At 64.0% G+C, this 15,878-nt stretch carries 18 protein-coding genes; 2 read left to right on the forward strand and 16 right to left on the reverse strand.

All coding sequences use genetic code 11. From position 1 onward, the window contains the following. Positions 1-18 precede the first annotated feature (18 nt). Entirely contained in the window at positions 19-1,734 is a 1,716-nt protein-coding gene (locus tag E5843_RS09550; RefSeq protein ID WP_136412521.1) for a catalase, read from the forward strand. A gap of 217 nt (positions 1,735-1,951) precedes the next feature. Further along, positions 1,952-2,311, forward strand: coding sequence for a hypothetical protein (locus tag E5843_RS09555; protein ID WP_136412522.1), 360 nt, complete (start codon positions 1,952-1,954; stop codon positions 2,309-2,311). Positions 2,312-2,326: 15 nt separating this feature from the next. Here the strand turns inward: E5843_RS09555 and E5843_RS09560 are convergent, their stop codons facing one another. From E5843_RS09560 to E5843_RS09635, 16 genes are all read right to left on the reverse strand, one after another. Further along, positions 2,327-3,496: a hypothetical protein gene (locus tag E5843_RS09560; protein WP_136412523.1), complete on the reverse strand. Its 1,170-nt coding sequence runs from the start codon at positions 3,494-3,496 to the stop codon at positions 2,327-2,329. 90 nt (positions 3,497-3,586) lie between these two features. Further along, positions 3,587-4,396, reverse strand: a complete 810-nt coding sequence (locus E5843_RS09565) for a hypothetical protein (protein ID WP_136412524.1) — start codon at positions 4,394-4,396, stop codon at positions 3,587-3,589. A gap of 1,278 nt (positions 4,397-5,674) precedes the next feature. Further along, on the reverse strand, positions 5,675-7,957 hold the full coding sequence (betT, locus tag E5843_RS09570) for a choline BCCT transporter BetT (RefSeq protein ID WP_141065952.1): 2,283 nt from the start codon (positions 7,955-7,957) through the stop codon (positions 5,675-5,677). 257 nt (positions 7,958-8,214) lie between these two features. Then, entirely contained in the window at positions 8,215-8,607 is a 393-nt protein-coding gene (locus E5843_RS09575) for a VOC family protein (protein ID WP_136412525.1), read from the reverse strand. Between the two features lie 37 nt (positions 8,608-8,644). Beyond that, complete coding sequence (locus tag E5843_RS09580; protein WP_134673756.1) at positions 8,645-8,974, reverse strand: hypothetical protein; 330 nt, start codon at positions 8,972-8,974, stop codon at positions 8,645-8,647. 423 nt (positions 8,975-9,397) lie between these two features. Beyond that, complete coding sequence (locus E5843_RS09585) at positions 9,398-9,814, reverse strand: hypothetical protein (protein WP_141065953.1); 417 nt, start codon at positions 9,812-9,814, stop codon at positions 9,398-9,400. Between the two features lie 64 nt (positions 9,815-9,878). After that, positions 9,879-10,127, reverse strand: coding sequence for a hypothetical protein (locus tag E5843_RS09590; RefSeq protein ID WP_136412528.1), 249 nt, complete (start codon positions 10,125-10,127; stop codon positions 9,879-9,881). 165 nt (positions 10,128-10,292) lie between these two features. After that, positions 10,293-10,712, reverse strand: coding sequence for a DUF6404 family protein (locus E5843_RS14600; RefSeq protein WP_141065954.1), 420 nt, complete (start codon positions 10,710-10,712; stop codon positions 10,293-10,295). 23 nt (positions 10,713-10,735) lie between these two features. Further along, complete coding sequence (locus E5843_RS09600; RefSeq protein WP_141065955.1) at positions 10,736-11,203, reverse strand: RDD family protein; 468 nt, start codon at positions 11,201-11,203, stop codon at positions 10,736-10,738. 408 nt (positions 11,204-11,611) lie between these two features. Then, a complete protein-coding gene (lolD, locus tag E5843_RS09605; RefSeq protein ID WP_136412529.1) occupies positions 11,612-12,406 on the reverse strand; it encodes a lipoprotein-releasing ABC transporter ATP-binding protein LolD in 795 nt (264 codons plus the stop codon). Beyond that, on the reverse strand, positions 12,399-13,640 hold the full coding sequence (locus E5843_RS09610) for a lipoprotein-releasing ABC transporter permease subunit (RefSeq protein WP_134673763.1): 1,242 nt from the start codon (positions 13,638-13,640) through the stop codon (positions 12,399-12,401). The genes lolD and E5843_RS09610 overlap by 8 nt, the downstream gene beginning before the upstream one ends. Before the next feature lie 45 nt (positions 13,641-13,685). Beyond that, positions 13,686-14,156, reverse strand: a complete 471-nt coding sequence (locus E5843_RS09615) for a hypothetical protein (protein ID WP_208002209.1) — start codon at positions 14,154-14,156, stop codon at positions 13,686-13,688. Further along, complete coding sequence (locus tag E5843_RS09620) at positions 14,101-14,361, reverse strand: FAD assembly factor SdhE (protein WP_134673764.1); 261 nt, start codon at positions 14,359-14,361, stop codon at positions 14,101-14,103. The genes E5843_RS09615 and E5843_RS09620 overlap by 56 nt, the downstream gene beginning before the upstream one ends. Continuing rightward, positions 14,358-14,783, reverse strand: a complete 426-nt coding sequence (locus E5843_RS09625) for an MAPEG family protein (RefSeq protein ID WP_134673765.1) — start codon at positions 14,781-14,783, stop codon at positions 14,358-14,360. Before E5843_RS09625 ends, E5843_RS09620 begins: the two co-directional genes overlap by 4 nt. A gap of 46 nt (positions 14,784-14,829) precedes the next feature. Continuing rightward, on the reverse strand, positions 14,830-15,618 hold the full coding sequence (locus tag E5843_RS09630; protein ID WP_134673766.1) for a succinate dehydrogenase iron-sulfur subunit: 789 nt from the start codon (positions 15,616-15,618) through the stop codon (positions 14,830-14,832). Positions 15,619-15,620: 2 nt separating this feature from the next. Beyond that, positions 15,621-15,848, reverse strand: coding sequence for a hypothetical protein (locus tag E5843_RS09635; protein ID WP_141065956.1), 228 nt, complete (start codon positions 15,846-15,848; stop codon positions 15,621-15,623). Between the last annotated feature and the right edge of the window lie 30 nt (positions 15,849-15,878).

Consider the following 15,878-nt stretch of genomic DNA (forward strand, 5'->3'; position numbering starts at 1 on the left):
TAGCCGGGAGACGCAGTCATGAAAGACAGCACGCACGGAGGCGGCGGCGGCGATCGTTCGCTGACCAACCGCCAGGGACATCCCATCTGCAACAACCAGTCGCAGCGCACCGTCGGCAGCCGCGGTCCGGCGACGCTTGAGAACTACCAGTTCCTCGAGAAGATCAGCCACTTCGACCGCGAGCGCATTCCGGAACGCGTGGTGCATGCGCGCGGCTTCGTCTGCTACGGCGAGTTCGAGGCCAGCGGCAACATCGGCGACGAGCCCGCATCGAAATACACCCGCGCCAAGATCTTCTCCCGGGCCGGCAAGAAGACTCCGCTGGCGATCCGCTTCTCCACCGTGATCGGCGGCCGCGACTCGTCCGAGACCGCACGCGACCCGCGCGGCTTCGCGGTGAAGTTCTACACCGAGGACGGCAACTGGGATCTGGTCGGCAACAACCTCGCGATCTTCTTCATCCGCGACGCGATCAAGTTCCCCGACGTCATCCATTCGCTCAAGCCCGACCCGGTGACTTTCCGCCAGGAGCCGAACCGCATCTTCGACTTCATGAGCCAGACGCCCGAGTCGATGCACATGCTCACCCACCTCTTCAGCCCGCGCGGCATTCCCGCCAGCTACCGGCACATGGAAGGGTTCGGCGTGAACACCTACAAGATGGTCAACGCCGAAGGCAACACGGTGCTGGTGAAGTACCACTTCCACCCGCGCTGCGGCGTGGCCAGCCTGACCGCCGGGGAAGCCGCCAAGGTGCAGGGCCAGGACCTTGGCTCGGCCTCGAAGGACCTGTTCGAATCGATCGAGCGCGGCGACTACCCACAGTGGGACATGTACGTGCAGATCATGGAGGACCACGACCATCCCGAGCTCGACTGGGATCCGCTGGACGACACCAAGATCTGGCCGGAGAAGGATTTCCCGCTGCGCCACGTGGGCGTGATGACCCTCAACCGCAACGTCGAGGACCACCACAACGAGAACGAGCAGATCGCCATGGGTACCGGCGTGCTGGTCGACGGCCTGGACTTCTCCGACGACAAGATGCTGGTCGGCCGCACGTTCTCCTACTCCGATACGCAGCGCTATCGCGTCGGTTCCAACTACCTGCAGTTGCCGGTCAACCAGGCCAAGGGCGTCGACCGCGTGCAGACCAACCTGCGCGGCGGGCAGATGTCCTACGGCGTGGACCTCGCCCCCGGCCAGAACCCGCACATCAACTTCGAGCCCTCGATCCACAACGGCCTGCACGAAGCGCCGGACATGGGCCCGAACAACCAACCCGTCATCACCGGCGCGCTCACCCGCAGCGTGCTCGAGCGCCGCAACGACTACGTGCAGCCACGCGGCCGCTTCAACACGATGATGGACTGGGAGCGCCAGGACCTGATCGACACCATGGGCACCATGCTCGCGGCCTGCGAGCGCGACGTGCAGGAACGCATGCTGTGGCACTTCTTCCTGATCCACGACCAGTACGGCCAGGGCGTGGCCGAAAAGCTCGGCATGAGCGCGGACGACGTGCGCCACCTTGAACCGCTGCAGGGCCAGGTGCTCACCGACGAGGACCAACAGCGCCTGAAGAACCTCGGCAACAACAACGACCCCATCGACCCCGAGGTCTGGGGCCAGTGGACCAGCTCGGTGCAGAACCACCGCGCGACCGCCGAGGAAGTACTGGACGGCACCCTCCCCGGCCCGAAGGCGGAACTGGAGGCGACGGCGGAAGCGTGATGTAGCGAGCGCTCAACCCCGAGTGCATTGAACAAGCGGCGCCTTCAACGGCGCCGCTTTTTGTTTGCCGACGCTTGCCTTACGACGTCGTTCCCGCCCAACACGCCGTCATCCCCGCGAAGGCGGGGATCCAGGGACTTTGCCTCACCTCCCGCTGGCCAAAAAAGCGCCCTCACCCTCACTCAAAGCGCCACCGCCCGCACTCCAAACGCCATCGATGACGGAAAAAGCGCCGTCGCCGGAACTTCAAGCCCCACCAATGGCGAAAAAAGCGCCATCCACCGCACAAGCCGACGCACCAGAAGCGTCACAAACCCCGGCGCATGACGAAGAAAGCGCCACTGCCACACTCAAAGCGCCATTGATGGCAAAAAAGCGCCATTCACCGCGCAAGTCGACGCTCCGGAAGCGTCACGAATCCCCGCGCATGACGAAAAAAGGGCCATCGTCGGCGCTCGAAGTCCCACCCATGTCTAAAAAAGCCCTTACGTCCGCACCTAAAGTGCCAGTGATGGCGAAAAAAGCGTCAACGTCTAACGCCAGAATTAAGCCGAGCCGCGAACCGGCTTCGGCTTGAATGATTTGTTAGCCATCACTGCTTCGTTCCCACGTTCAGTACGTTCTTTATCTCGTGGGGATCTACAGAGCGGCCGAAGTATGTCCGAATCAACGACTTGCGAATTTCTTCTTTGTCCTCGTCCTTCATCAGCTCGATGAACGGGCCAAGCGAGGCGAGCTCAAGTTCAGTCTGGCGGGCGCGATCAGCATTCGTCCGGTGCCTTGCGGACTCACGCGCCGTATAGAACGCGGGCGCGGCAATCGCTAGCGCATAGAGTAAGCGGACGGCGATTGCCAGTGTGTTGGTGGTGGTAACTGGCTCGTGATAGAACTTGTAGAAGGTGATTCCCGCCATGATCAGACCGCTCGCAAACAAGGCGATAGTGATCCAGCGCCACAAGTTTGCCTGCCCTGTTTCGTTGTTCGCGATGTTCTGGTAGTTGCCTGTGACTCCAATATCCCCGACGACTTGCACGATCCGCGCTGCGTCCACCTTGTGCTTCTCTAGCGATTCAATCACGGCATCAGCTTGACGTTTGAAGTTGCGCTCAGATTTCGCCAGCTCTTCTTTAGAGTCGTTCACTAATTCGGAAAAATCTGTATCGCGCTGTAGCTGGGCCTTGTTGAACGAAGTTTCGAGATTTGAAAGAGAGGCCGCCATTTCAGCCTTCAGCAAAGCTTGAGACTCCTTTAGTTCTTTCAAGCTGGCCTCTTGTGTTTGCGTCACTTCAGTCAATCGAGCGATAGTCGACGCAAGTTGTTCCTTCTGTCCATCGAGCTGTTCGATGGTTTGCCGAGACCTCTCCTGAAGATAGTCGACGACTTCACCCGCCTCAGCTTTCGATAGCGGGTTAATTTTTGGGAGGAAGGCCCACGTGTAACTGAGTACGTTCTGGTCCAGTTGGGCAACAGCATTTGCGAGGTGACCAGCATTCGTGTTAGCAACGAACGCCGTTAGTTCATTGATCGGCGCCTGGAGATGCGAGTTCATCTGGTTCAGAGCGGTGTCTGAAACCATAGTTGCGGGGCTCTGTCCGACAAGCGACCGCAGACTCTTAGTGATGTTCTGAATCTTGTCGCGATTGAATTGTGCGATTTCGTCAGCTGCTATCGCAGGGGCCACAAACGCCTCGTCGCGAAGGAGTTCCTGCATGCGCGCAAGCGATGCCGAGATCGCATGGTCTTTAAGAGATTTAAGTGCCAAGGAGCTTCCCCGTGATGGCTAACGCCAGAATTAAGCCGACCCGCGAAACGGGTTCGGCTTGAATGAATTGTTAGACGTCTGCCCTATGCTCTAGCCGAGCGCCCATTGCAACTGGTCGAAATACGATTGAATGCTCTCGTGGTTCTGGTGCTTCCAGTAGAAGCGGGCTTGCTGGTGCACTTGCATATGGCCAAACAGCCGAAACTCGGTGATCTGCGGAAAGATCCTTTTAGCCGCCTCGTATGCGCCCCGGTCTACTTCATTGAAGTATTTGTCTCCAGCCCAGGGGTTATCAAAGCTGCGCACTATCTCTCCAGCTATGGTTACAGAGGCAGTAAAGTGGGCAAGATCAATGATGTCGAGTGAGTAGTCCTCAAGCGACAGGTGAGCAGCGGCGCGATCCGCGTGCTGCTTTAGCAATCCGATCCGCTTGTGCAGCCAACCGTCTTTCTTGAGCAAAACACTATCGCTCTTAGAATATTCGGAGAAAAATTTCCGCAGAAAAACAAGAGCGCTGAGGCACTCGTCCGTGTCTTTCTCGGAGTATTTTGCCCAGTACTTTGCGTGCTCCAAGAGCACTTGGTCCGAAAGCTTTCCAAAGTTTGCGCCTGTAAGATCGGGCTTGGCCGCGTGATCGAACATCTTTCGGCACGCCAAGGTGAGTGTGTTTAGGTCGGAGAATTCAGAGTAGGTCTGAGCGATCTTGAACGGATAATCGTCCGTTGTTTTTGCTGTTTCGTGTGCCGAAGCGGACCCGAGGAAATAGTAAAAAGCGGGAAGACACATGCTGGCACGTGAAAATACGCCTCTCAGGAACTGAACTGAGCGACCTGTCCCGACAAGTCGGAACGGTTCGCCTGTTCGGAGCATCTCCGTTGCTCGAGTTGCGAGGTCGTTCATTGGGCCGCCCAGAGATGACGTGCTTCGGCTTGAATGAATTGTTAGGGCGCACCCTGCGCTACCAAGTACGAGAGTGCAGCAGTCGCCGGAAATGCAACCGCGTGCCACACGGGGTACGCCGCTAGCCACCCACCGCGATAAACGGAATCAGGAGCCACCCGAAGGTTACCGGTACAACGGCGATCGTAGCCGGGCCCATCGTGGGCGTCACTAGCGGCACCGAAATAACCACAATCAGCGCGATCCAAACGGTCCGACCGAAGCCCCGTGTCAGCCAAGCAACGACAAGCGTGACGCCGAGCGCGACGGCAAGGAAGGGTAAGAAGAGAGCGGCGGCTACGATGTACATCATGTGCGGCCTAACGCCAGAGTTAAGCCGCGCTGCGAAGCGGCTTCGGCTTGAACGATTTGTTAAGCCCCGCGCAACTGGGCCTTGGATCGAATGCAGCCGCTGACTAAGGAATATCCGACAGCGTGAAACCGTATGGAGCTCTCGAGGAAGCGGAGTTCCCGGCATGCGCGTCCACGTACAGGTCAGCTATGTGACCTTCGGCGTCCGATACGCCATAGTGGTCCAAGACTCTGTTGCTAGGCCCAACAACGGACCCGTACCTCTCACACGTGACGCGGCGCCCTTCATGTCGAAGCGAGAACAGATACAGCTTTGACGACATGATGTCCTTGCAAAGGATCGGGTCATGAGGCTCGTAACCGTAGTTGATGCCGTCTATCCCCTCCCTCGCCGTCAAGGCTATGCCTACAAGGTCAGCTAAATCTTTGCTGGGTGTTGACATGGCCTCCGGTCTAGGGGGCGCCGGGGGCGCACTATTCGCCTTAATGAGGTTATCTAAGTCGATCTTTATTTGCTCGGAAAAAGGGTGCTCGCGTGCATGACACTCCACCCAGACGGCAACGAGCCCTTTAGCTACTGCGGAGCTCTTGTCAAGGTGCTGATCGTTCGAAGCGCGCGCACGAGGGCAACTTGAAGGAGGCTGGGTTCGGAATTTCAATAACTTACGACTCGAAGCGGCTGTAGGCCGGTGTTAGGGCACCGGAGTTATCCACCACCGCTTGCATGTGCGTGGCCGCACACGCTAGGGCCGTTCCGGTGACGCTTCGCTGTGTCTGCCCCACGAATCGCGTTCGCGGTCGCCCACCCTCGCGCCGCCGTCCCCTGTGCCATCCCTGCCATCCATCTCCCTTGCCAGCTCTCCCCAGAGCGTGACGTTCGTCCCGATTGTTCAATCGTGCGAATGCGGAGTCAACCAGCGCGGGACGTTACTTCCCCTCCTCCCCCAGATCCTGCACATCCCCCGCATCCCTCGGCACCGCGGAAAGCTCATCGGCCGGCAGGATCGAGGGCGTCAGCACCGAGGCCGTGTCTCGCTCGGTGGAAACAGTCAGGAATGCCAGGTGTGCCTCGTAACGCTCCAGCACGTCGTCGATCACCTGCTGTTTGGTCAGGCCCATCAGGTCGTAGCCGCCTGAGCCGGTCTGGGTGAATACCTCCAGCCGGTAATACACGTCGGTCTCGCGCGACATGCGGCCGCTGAACATCGGCACCGGGGCCTCGACGACGGCGACCTGGTAATGGAAAGCGCGGAAGGATTCCATCGATACCCGCAGCACCGGCTCGGCGATGCCGTGCTCGTTGGTCATGCTGCTCTGCTCCACGTCGTAGCCCTGGTTGCGGAATTCGGCGGACACGTCGTCCAGCGCGGGCCGCACGGCACGGTCGAGGAAGCGGTCGGCCTGCTCCAGGGTCGGGTACGAGCGCATCTGTTCCAGCCGCTGCTTCCACGAACGCTCCGGCACGTGGCCGCCGATGGGGGCGATCGAGCGACGGTGTAGCACCTGCCCCTCGCGTTCGGCGCGCTCCATGCGCAGCACCTTGTGGAACGAGGCCATCACCAGGTAGGCGATGACCGTGACCGGCAGCGCGAAGATCAGCGTGGCGTACTCCATCGTGGTGACGCCGCCGGCCAGCAGCATCGCCACCGTGAGCACCGCGGTCAGCACGGCCCAGAATACCCGCAGCCATTTCGGGCCGTCCTGCGAAGGGTCGGGGATCGACGCCGAGAAGTTGGACATCACCATCGCGCCGGAATTGGCACTGGTGAGATAGAACAGCAGGCCCGACAGCGTGGCCAGGCCGATCAGGAACATCGCGCCGGGAAACATCGCCAGCAGCGCATACCAGCCCTGCTCTGGGCTGGCCACCGCGAGTTCGGCGAAGCTGGTGTTGCCCTGCAATACCTGGAACAGCGCCGAGTTGCCGAACAGCGACACGATGATGAAGTCGCACAGCACCGGCGCGGTGATCGCCGCGATGACGAACTCGCGCAGCGTGCGCCCGCGCGAGATGCGCGCCAGGAACACGCCCACGAACGGCCCCCACGCCAGCCAGAATGCCCAGAAGAACAGCGTCCAGCCGCCCATCCACTCGGCGCCGTTGGGCTCGTAGGCGAAGGTCTGCAGCGTGCGCGCCGGCAGCGTCATCATGAAGCGGCCGATGTTCTCCACCAGCGCGTTCAACAGGAACGCGGTCTGCCCGGTGACGAGGATGTACACCATCATCGCCACCGCGCTCCACAGGTTGAGTTCGGCGATCCAGCGGATGCCGCGATCCACGCCGGAGGTGGTGGCGGCGATGGTCAGCACCACGGCGCCCACCACCAGCGCGATCTGCAGGCCGAGGCCGGCCGGCAGGCCGAAGATCAGCGAGAAGCCGACGCTCAGGAGCACCACGCCGATGCCCATCGAGGTGGCCACGCCGAACACCGTGCCGACCAGCGCGATGATGCTGATGCCATCACCCAGCGGCCCGCGCACGCGCTTGCCCAGCAGTGGATACAGCGCGGCGCGGATCGACAGCGGCATGCCCCAGCGATAGGCGAAGTAGCCCATCGCCATGCCCAGCAGCGCATACATCGCCCAGCCCGCGACGCCGTAGTGGAACATCGTCCACACCACGGCATCCTGCATCGCCGCGGCGGTGGCGCCGTCGCCCGAGGGCGGATACAGGTACTGCACCACCGGGCCGGTGACCGAATAGAACAGCATGTCGATGCCCACGCCCGCGGCGAACAGCATCGCCACCCAGGTGGTGAGCCCGTATTGCGGGCGCGAATGGTCCGGGCCGAGGCGCACGTTGCCCTCCTTCGACAGCGCCACCCACAGCACGAAGCCGATCACCAGGGTGACCGTGAGCACGTAGTACCAGCCGAGGTTCAGCGCGATCCAGTCGACCGCCGCCTTCATCGCGACGCGGGCCTCGTCGGGAATCACGATCGCCCAGACCGAGAACGCCAGGATCACCAGCGCGGAGATCACCAGCACCTGCCAGTTCACCCGCGAGGCGCGATGTTCCAGCAGTTCCTGCGGCCCCTTGCTGAGGTCGCTGCGCGAGACCGGCGCATCGTCGTCGTCCACGCGCCCCCGGCGCTGGCTGCCGCCGAAGCGGGTGCGCTCGATCGGTGGGGGCCGGGCTCCGGGCGTGTTCGCCGGCGGTCCGCCCGGACGGGGCGCGGAAGGATCGTGGTCGGACGGTTCGATGGGCATCGCCTGCGGCCTCCCCGGGCGTGTCGCCCATGGCGACGCTGCGACCGGGATGGCGTGGCTGTCAAGGAGCGTGTGGCGCCGGCGCCTCGGCGGCGCCATCCCTGCTCATAGCGGCGGCGGTGCTTCGGCGCCTTTCCCCGCATGTCTCGCGCAGGGGCTAGCCGTCACACGCAGCGGTTGAAGTTCGGCGCCGCGGGTTGGCGAGACGTCAGCGCGGTTCGTGCAAGGCCGCGACGGGCTGGGCCCGTTTGCCTCCATCACGCATCCATGGGCGAACACAGTTCGACCAGCAGCCCGTCCGGACACCGCACGTAGGACACCACCTGCCCCCATGGCCTGGCCTTGGGCGCGGCCATCTCCGCAGCGCCTGCCGCCACCGCCCGCGCATGGGCCGCATGCACGTCGGATGTCACCAGACCGATCTCGATGCCGAGCGGCCTGCCGGACGTGTCGGCAGCCACATGGCCGCCGCTGAAGTTCGTCTCTGCCAGCCCATGGGATGCGAACGCCAAGGCTGTACCACCGGTCTCCAACTCTCCGTACATCTCCGACTCGTGGAGAAAGCGGCGCTGCAAACCGAACGCACGCTCGAAGAATTCGAGTGACGCCGGGACATCAGGAACGTAGGCGATGGTGTAGCCAAACTTCACGGGTATTCCCCATTGTTGAAACTGTCCAGGCGAGCTTTCAGGCCCGGACCGCGCGAAGAATGCGAGCCATGACCGGACGTACCAGGAAATGGGCGGCCGCGGAGATAGCGGCGCCAACGGACGCCGCAATGGCCGGCAACACCGAGCCGAGCACGAACGTCATCCCCAGCACGAAGCCGAAGACGTACTCCGCCCGGTACGTTGGCAGGAACAGCCCGGCTGCCAATGCGGTGAAGAAGATGCCGCTGGCAAGCGACCCGTAACCCGCGGCGAAGGAGAAGGACAGCGCCAGGCCCACCAGCAAGGCGCCCAGGAAGGCGGAAACCGACCGGACCGCCGCCCGGCCGTCCACAGCCGCGCGGCGCATGGCCGTCCACGAAGCGAGCCACCCCAGCAATGGAAGGGATCAGCAGCCCCCACCAGTTGGACACCGCCGGCAAATCGCGCCGGGCCAGCAGATGATGGCTCGCGACGCCGCCGTGGGTGTACTCCCAGCCCAGATGGGCGGCGCTCGCCACCAGCGCAACGGCGAGGCCATAGGGCAGCGCGCGGCGAAACACTGGACTCATGTCGTTTCCGTGGTTTACGGCAGTAGCGGACGCCAGGCGCGAACGCGTGGCTGGAAGAAGCGGTCTGATCCTGCGCGTGCTGCTACGCCTGCGCCGGCTTCTTGAAGACGTAGTACAGGCCTGCGCGAACACCGCGGCCGTGCTGCCGCCTTGATACGGGAATCTCTCATGCAAGCCTGACGCTTGGATCAAGCCGACCCGGAATCGGGCTCGGCTTCAACTCATCGATCCGCAGCCGGCGGTGCCGCCACCTTGCGCGACTCGAAGATGCGAACGATGACGTAGGCCACCAGCGCGATGCAGAAGAACACCAGCAGCATCCAGGCGATCCCCTGCAGGGTCTCGATGATGGTGCGGTAGACCTCGAGCACCCATCGCTCGGACGTCAGCTCGATGATGCGCGGCTCTTCCTGCCACTGGTTCGGCGTGATGTAGCGCTCGAGCTCGTGGATCCGCACGCCCGAAGAAACACCCACCACCAGGATGGCGAACTTGAGATAGCGCACCCAGGCTGCGCTGATGTCGTCGGCAATGATGCGACTGAGGATGCGGCTGATGGGCCGGTTGAACGCCAGCGAGACAGCGATCGATACAGCGACCGCCAGCACAAGCGTTACGAGCAGCAGAGTGAGGAACATGGGTTCTCCCGTGGCCTATGGCGAGACGCGAGTCCGCCGCGCGGCGGGTCCGGCTTGATGAAGTCTATTTCTTCCTGCCTGTTCCCGGCAGCCAGCCAAGGACTGTACCCGCGATGGATAAGGTGAGCGCGCCCAGAAGGATGACCTTGCCGTAGCGCCGCCCCACTTCATACCCGGCGGCATATCCGGCGTCGTAGCTCTGCACTGCGTCGCCATGCGCGGACGTATCGGGAGCGACAACGACCCCGAATATGATCATCGCTGCGACAAGGAATACGACGAACCATAAAAACCCGAAGGCGACCCTTGTCATTACCCCTCCCAGCGTCTCAATCCCCAGGCCAGCTTCGCGCGGTACGGTCTGGACTCGACTGAACCATGGCGAGCGCTACACGTGCCATAGGCTTTCGACCGCTACCTGGCACTCCGGTTACTCCTGGCCGCGAAGCAGCTTCGGCTCAACGTATCGTTGGCCACATCACGGTGCGCCTGTGTACTCCCTCCATGGCGGAAGTCTGTGCTTTCGGGCCAGATGCCGGAAATAGGCAGCCATCACTAGACCGAACAGTGCCCCCGCAGCAACAGCAGTGGCCGCCATGAGGCCGATTGGCATGCCCTGCCGTGCCCAGAGAATCATCCACATGAGCAGGCCCCACGACAGCGCAAAGAACACCCCCATTGCCAGTGCGCCAGGCATGAAAGGAGTGAACAGTGGAGGCGGCAACTCAACGCCGAGACGCCAAAGCAGACGCCAGGCCGGCGGAGCTGCTGTGCTCCTTGGGACGCCGAGCATCGCCATGTGCCGATACATCTGTTCCAGTTTCTCTTGATGAGTCATCAGCGTCTGAGCACCTTGATTTACGCCGGGTCGCAGAGCGACTTCGGCCTGAACTGTCATGCCACGGCCGCGCGCTCGAATCCTTACCGCTCGAAACGCACTGCCTCCGTCCGATCCCCAGCCGGGCGGATCACCACGGTGCCGGCCAGCTTGTCGTGCCAGCCCTGTTTACGCGGGTCGAAGGCGACCCAGATGATGCCGAGCCCGAGCGGCAGCGTTGCCACGAAGTAGCCGACGTAGCGGATGACCGCCTGTACCCCGGAGAGCGTATTGCCGGTGCTCGCGTCCACCACGCGGGCGGAGACCGCCATCTTCCCGGGCGTGGCCTGCTTGTGCAGCCAGAACAGGATCACCGCGGCAAAGGGAAACACCCAGCTGATCACGAAGTCGGCCGGGCCGCGGATGATCGGGGCGTCCGGATCGGCGAAGTAGCCGGTGCCGTAGATCCCCAGCAGCAGCGGGAGAGTGATCAGCAGGACCAGGATGTAGTCGATGATCGACGCGCCGACCCGGGCCCAGAACCCTACGTATTCCATTTCATCGTGTTGCATGTCCGTTCCCCTGTAGTTGCTGCGTGGTGTTTCCGGTCGTGCACGTCAACGCGCACGCGAGTCCGCGGGCCTGCGCATGCGCGACCCGGGTCTGATACGTGCTTCGAACGTGCCGGTGGTGCCGGGCTTCGATCGTCCTGACCAAGTTGTCCCCTGTCCCTGTGATCGTCGCGGCTTTCCCCAAAGCGTGACGACCGCCCGATTGTTCAACCGGACGTGGGCGGAGTCAACGACGGGGCGCGGGCCGGCTTGATCGGGATGGCGCGAACACCATCCCCACCCAACCCTCCCCTTGAAGGGGAGGGCTTGAAAGCCGGACGCTGCAGGCGGACTTGCGCAGGGCCAGGCTGCGGATCCTGCCCGAGCGGACGGAAGAGAAGCCTGGCTTTTAGCCAGTCCGAAGGTGCTTCACACCGACGAAGGTGCCACTTCCCGCAACTTGCCTTCGTGCAGTTCCAGCACGCGATCCAGCCGACGGGCGAGGCTGCGGTCGTGGGTCACCAGCACCAGGCTGGTGCGCTGCGCGCGGTTGAGGTCGAGCATCAGGTCGAACACGGTGGCGGCAGTGCGGTCGTCGAGATTGCCGGTGGGCTCGTCCCCGAGGACGCAGGCCGGGCGGTTGACCAGCGCGCGCGCCACCGCGGCACGCTGGCGTTCGCCGCCTGAAAGTTCGCCGGGCTTGTGCTGCAGGCGATGGCCAAGGCCGACGGATTCCAGCAGTTCGCGCGCCTTCGGCTCCACTTCGGCCACGGTCGGCGGCTTGCCGCGCTTGTCGCCATCCACGGCCTGCCCGGTGAGCAGCGCCGGCAGCATCACGTTCTCCAGCGCGGTGAACTCGGGCAGCAGGTGGTGGAACTGGTAGACGAAGCCGAGCGCGCGGTTGCGCAGCGCGCCGCGGGCGCGGTCGGACAGCCTGCTCATGCGGTGGCCGTCGACATACACCTCGCCGGCGGTGGGCACGTCCAGCCCGCCCAGCAGGTGCAGCAGCGTGCTCTTGCCGGCGCCGGAGGCACCGATGATCGCCACCGTCTCGCCGGCGTACACGTCCAGGTGCAGGCCGTCGAACACCGGCGTGTTGAGCTTGCCTTCGCGGTAGGTCTTGCCGAGGCCCTCGGCGCGGATGACGGAGTCGCCCTGCGCTGCAACGGCCTCGTCGCGACGCGGCTTCAACGTGGCGGGCACGGGATCGTGATGCTCACTCATAACGCAGCGCCTCCGCCGGGGCGGTGCGCGATGCACGCCATGCCGGGTAGATCGTGGCAAGGAAGGCCATCGCCAGCGCCACCAGCGCAATGATGGTGACGTCGTCGGCGCGCAGCTCGGTGGGCAGGCCGGTGATGTAGTAGACGTCGGGCGGGATCAGTACCACGTCGAACGCGGATTCGATCGCGCGCAGGATGTGCTCGAGGTTGAGCGTGAGCAGCACGCCGCCGACCACGCCGAGCACGGTGCCGATCACGCCGATCAGCGTGCCCTGCACGATGAACACCCGCAGGATGCCACCGGGCGGCATGCCGAGCGTGCGCATGATCGCGATGTCGGCCTGCTTGTCGGTGACCAGCATCACCTGCGACGACACCAGGTTGAACGCGCCCATCGCGATGATCAGCGACAGCAGGATCGCGATCATGGTCTTCTCCAGCCGCAGCGCGCGGAACATGTTGGCGTTCTCGCGGCTCCAGTCGCTTACCCGGTACGGCCCCTGCAGGGCGATGGCGAGGTCGCGGGCTACATCCCACGCCTGGTTCATGTCGTGCAGGCGCAGGCGCACGCCGGTGACGCCCTCGCCGAGCCGCTGCACGCGCTGCAGGTCGGCCATGTTGACCAGCGCGAGGTTGCGGTCGAACTGCTGGTGGCCAGCCTCGAACAGGCCACTCACGGTGTAGCGCTTGAGCTGCGGCACCGCGCCCATCGGCGTGGTCTGGAAATCGGTGGTGACCACCACGCGGTCGCCCACGCGTACGCCCAGCCACAGCGCGAGCTCGCGGCCAAGGATGATGTTGAAGCTGCCGGGTTCGAGCGATGCAAACTCACCCTCGACCATCTTGTCGGCGATCACCGACACGTGCCTTTCCTGCTCCGGCAGCACGCCCTGCAGCAGCGCCGGCTGGCGGTTGGGGCCTGCGATCAGTGCCTCGCTCTGCACGTACGGGGCAGCACCGGCCACGCGTGCATCGCGTTCGGCGATGTCGACCGCGTAGCGCCAGTTCTCCATCGTCCCGCTGTCGGCGCTGACGGTGGCGTGCGCCGACATCTGCAGCAGGCGGTCGCGGATCTCGCGCTGGAAGCCGGTCATCACCGCGAGCGTGGTGATCAGCGCGGCGACGCCGATGGCGATGCCGAGGATGGAGGCGAGCGAGATAAAGGAAATGAAGCCGTTGCGTCGTTTGGCGCGCAGGTAGCGCAGGCCAATGGAGGCGGACAGGGGTCTGAACATCGGGGCTCGCGAGGGACGCCGGCGGTCTGCACCGGCACAAGAGCCTTATGGTGCCATCGACGGCGCCCTGCGCGCAGTGTGCGTGGCCGGTGCGGCCAGTCGGAGTTCACGGCGCGCGACGGGCGGCAGGGTGTCGGGCCACCAGGCGATGCGCTCCACGCGGCCATCGGCATCGCGCCAGCGCGCGAATGCCAGCGGCCCACGCCACTGCAGCGCGAAATCGTCGACGCCCTGCCCGTCCACCTCGACGCGGCCGTTGGCGGGGAAATGCAACGTGCGTGCCGGCCGGTTTGCTTCGCGTCGCACGACGCTGAGGCCGTACGCGCAAGCAAGCAACGCAAGTGGCCAGGCGGCGAGGCGTGGCATTTCCGAGGCGAGGATGGCGACCGGCGCGAGCGCGGTCAGCAGCAATAGCGCGGCCAGCAGCCAGCGCGAAGGCGCCCAGGCGACGGTGCTGCCGTCAGCGCTGTTCCTGGAGCGACCGCATGCGTTCGACGAGCCCTCTGAGGCTGGCATCCGGGACCTCCTCGTAGCCCATGAACCAGCGCCAGAGCCTATCGTCCTCGCAGTCCATCAGCTGTAGGAATACCCCGCGTTCCTCGTCGGACGCGGTTGGCCATGCACGGTCGAGCCAGGCGTTGAACAGCACGTCGAGCTCGCGCATGCCACGGCGGCAGCGCCAGCGCAGGCGCTTGAGTTCGGGGTCTTCGTGCGCGCTCATGCCTGTGCGAGCTGCCAGCCGAGGCGGATCCAGAACGCCAGCAGCACGGCGGTGCCGAGCAGGAACACCCGGAAGCGGTGCATCACCTTGTTGTAGCTGCACTGGATGGCGCTGTGCGCGATGCGCAGGACGACGAAGCCCCACGCCAGCCCCACCACCCACGGGTCGCGCACGCCGGTCGCCAATGTCACCGCGACGCCGAAGTAGAACAGCACCGGCAGTTCGAACAGGTTGCGGTAGTTGTCGGATGCGCGGCTGTCGCTCAATCGCTGTGCGAGCTGTCCCGACAGCGCGACGGACTGCGGATGGATGCGCTCGCGCACCATCTCGCCGATGCGGCGGCGGTACATCACCACGGTCACCGCGAAGGTCAGCGCGACCAGCGCGAGGCCGGGCCACAGGATCGGGTTGCTCGTCACCATCGTTGCCCCCAAACGAAACGCGCCGGCGGATGCCGGCGCGGAGTGATCAACCGTGGCGCGCCAGCATCAACTGCTTGATCTGGCCGATGGCCTTGGCGGGGTTCAGCCCCTTCGGGCAGGTCCGCGTGCAGTTCATGATGGTGTGGCAGCGGTAGAGCTTGAACGGATCTTCCAGATCGTCGAGGCGCGCGCCGGTGTCCTCGTCGCGGCTGTCGATGATCCAGCGATAGGCCTGCAGCAGGATCGCCGGGCCGAGGTAGCGGTCGCCGTTCCACCAGTAGCTGGGGCACGAGGTGCTGCAGCAGGCGCACAGGATGCACTCGTACAGGCCGTCGAGCTTGGCGCGGTCTTCCTTGGACTGCAGGCGCTCGCGGTCCGGCGGTGGCGCGCTCTGCGTGCGCAGCCATGGCTTGATCGACGCGTACTGGGCGTAGAAGTGCGTGAGGTCGGGCACGAGGTCCTTGACCACCGGCATATGCGGCAGCGGATACACCGGCACCTCGCCCTTGCCCTTGCCGCAGTCGTCGATGGCCTTGGTGCAGGCCAGCGTGTTGGTGCCGTCGATGTTCATCGCGCACGAGCCGCAGATACCTTCGCGGCAAGAGCGACGGAAGGTGAGCGTCGGGTCGACTTCGTTCTTGATCTTGATCAGCGCGTCGAGAACCATCGGGCCGCACCTGTCGAGGTCGACCTCGTAGGTGTCGACGCTCGGGTTGCGCCCGTCGTCCGGGTTCCAGCGGTAGACCTTGAAGGTCCGCACGCGCGTGGCGCCGGCCGCCGGGAAGTGGCGACCCTGCTGGATCTTCGAGTTCTGCGGAAGGGAGAATGCGGCCACGGTCAAATCTCGGTATTGGCGGGCGCCTTCGGCGCCAGCTGTGGGACTCGGACGGTACGGAGCGGCAGGTAGACGACCAGCGCGCCCAGAGGGGTCGCGAAGATCGTCAACAGCACCCAGAACAGGACTTGGGCGAGGTGGGCGTTGCGCGCGTAGAGCATCCGCAACACCAGCGCGCCGGCGATGACGCCGAGCGTCCAGAGCATCATGAACTGATCGCTGATGACCATACCGGACCCGCTCCTCGTTCGGCCACCCGG

Origin of the sequence: Luteimonas yindakuii (assembly GCF_004803715.2) — a bacterium.
Classification (GTDB): Bacteria; Pseudomonadota; Gammaproteobacteria; order Xanthomonadales; family Xanthomonadaceae; genus Luteimonas; species Luteimonas yindakuii.

What these genes read in the sequence shown, in the direction of transcription:
- E5843_RS09550 (WP_136412521.1), top strand. Translation starts at nt 19, where the DNA reads ATGAAAGACAGCACGCACGGAGGCGGCGGCGGCGATCGTTCGCTGACC.
- E5843_RS09555 (WP_136412522.1), top strand. Translation starts at nt 1,952, where the DNA reads ATGACGGAAAAAGCGCCGTCGCCGGAACTTCAAGCCCCACCAATGGCG.
- E5843_RS09565 (WP_136412524.1), bottom strand. Translation starts at nt 4,396, where the DNA reads ATGAACGACCTCGCAACTCGAGCAACGGAGATGCTCCGAACAGGCGAA.
- betT (WP_141065952.1), bottom strand. Translation starts at nt 7,957, where the DNA reads ATGCCCATCGAACCGTCCGACCACGATCCTTCCGCGCCCCGTCCGGGC.
- E5843_RS09580 (WP_134673756.1), bottom strand. Translation starts at nt 8,974, where the DNA reads ATGCGCCGCGCGGCTGTGGACGGCCGGGCGGCGGTCCGGTCGGTTTCC.
- E5843_RS09585 (WP_141065953.1), bottom strand. Translation starts at nt 9,814, where the DNA reads ATGTTCCTCACTCTGCTGCTCGTAACGCTTGTGCTGGCGGTCGCTGTA.
- E5843_RS09590 (WP_136412528.1), bottom strand. Translation starts at nt 10,127, where the DNA reads ATGACAAGGGTCGCCTTCGGGTTTTTATGGTTCGTCGTATTCCTTGTC.
- E5843_RS14600 (WP_141065954.1), bottom strand. Translation starts at nt 10,712, where the DNA reads ATGACAGTTCAGGCCGAAGTCGCTCTGCGACCCGGCGTAAATCAAGGT.
- E5843_RS09600 (WP_141065955.1), bottom strand. Translation starts at nt 11,203, where the DNA reads ATGCAACACGATGAAATGGAATACGTAGGGTTCTGGGCCCGGGTCGGC.
- lolD (WP_136412529.1), bottom strand. Translation starts at nt 12,406, where the DNA reads ATGAGTGAGCATCACGATCCCGTGCCCGCCACGTTGAAGCCGCGTCGC.
- E5843_RS09610 (WP_134673763.1), bottom strand. Translation starts at nt 13,640, where the DNA reads ATGTTCAGACCCCTGTCCGCCTCCATTGGCCTGCGCTACCTGCGCGCC.
- E5843_RS09615 (WP_208002209.1), bottom strand. Translation starts at nt 14,156, where the DNA reads ATGCCAGCCTCAGAGGGCTCGTCGAACGCATGCGGTCGCTCCAGGAAC.
- E5843_RS09620 (WP_134673764.1), bottom strand. Translation starts at nt 14,361, where the DNA reads ATGAGCGCGCACGAAGACCCCGAACTCAAGCGCCTGCGCTGGCGCTGC.
- E5843_RS09625 (WP_134673765.1), bottom strand. Translation starts at nt 14,783, where the DNA reads ATGGTGACGAGCAACCCGATCCTGTGGCCCGGCCTCGCGCTGGTCGCG.
- E5843_RS09635 (WP_141065956.1), bottom strand. Translation starts at nt 15,848, where the DNA reads ATGGTCATCAGCGATCAGTTCATGATGCTCTGGACGCTCGGCGTCATC.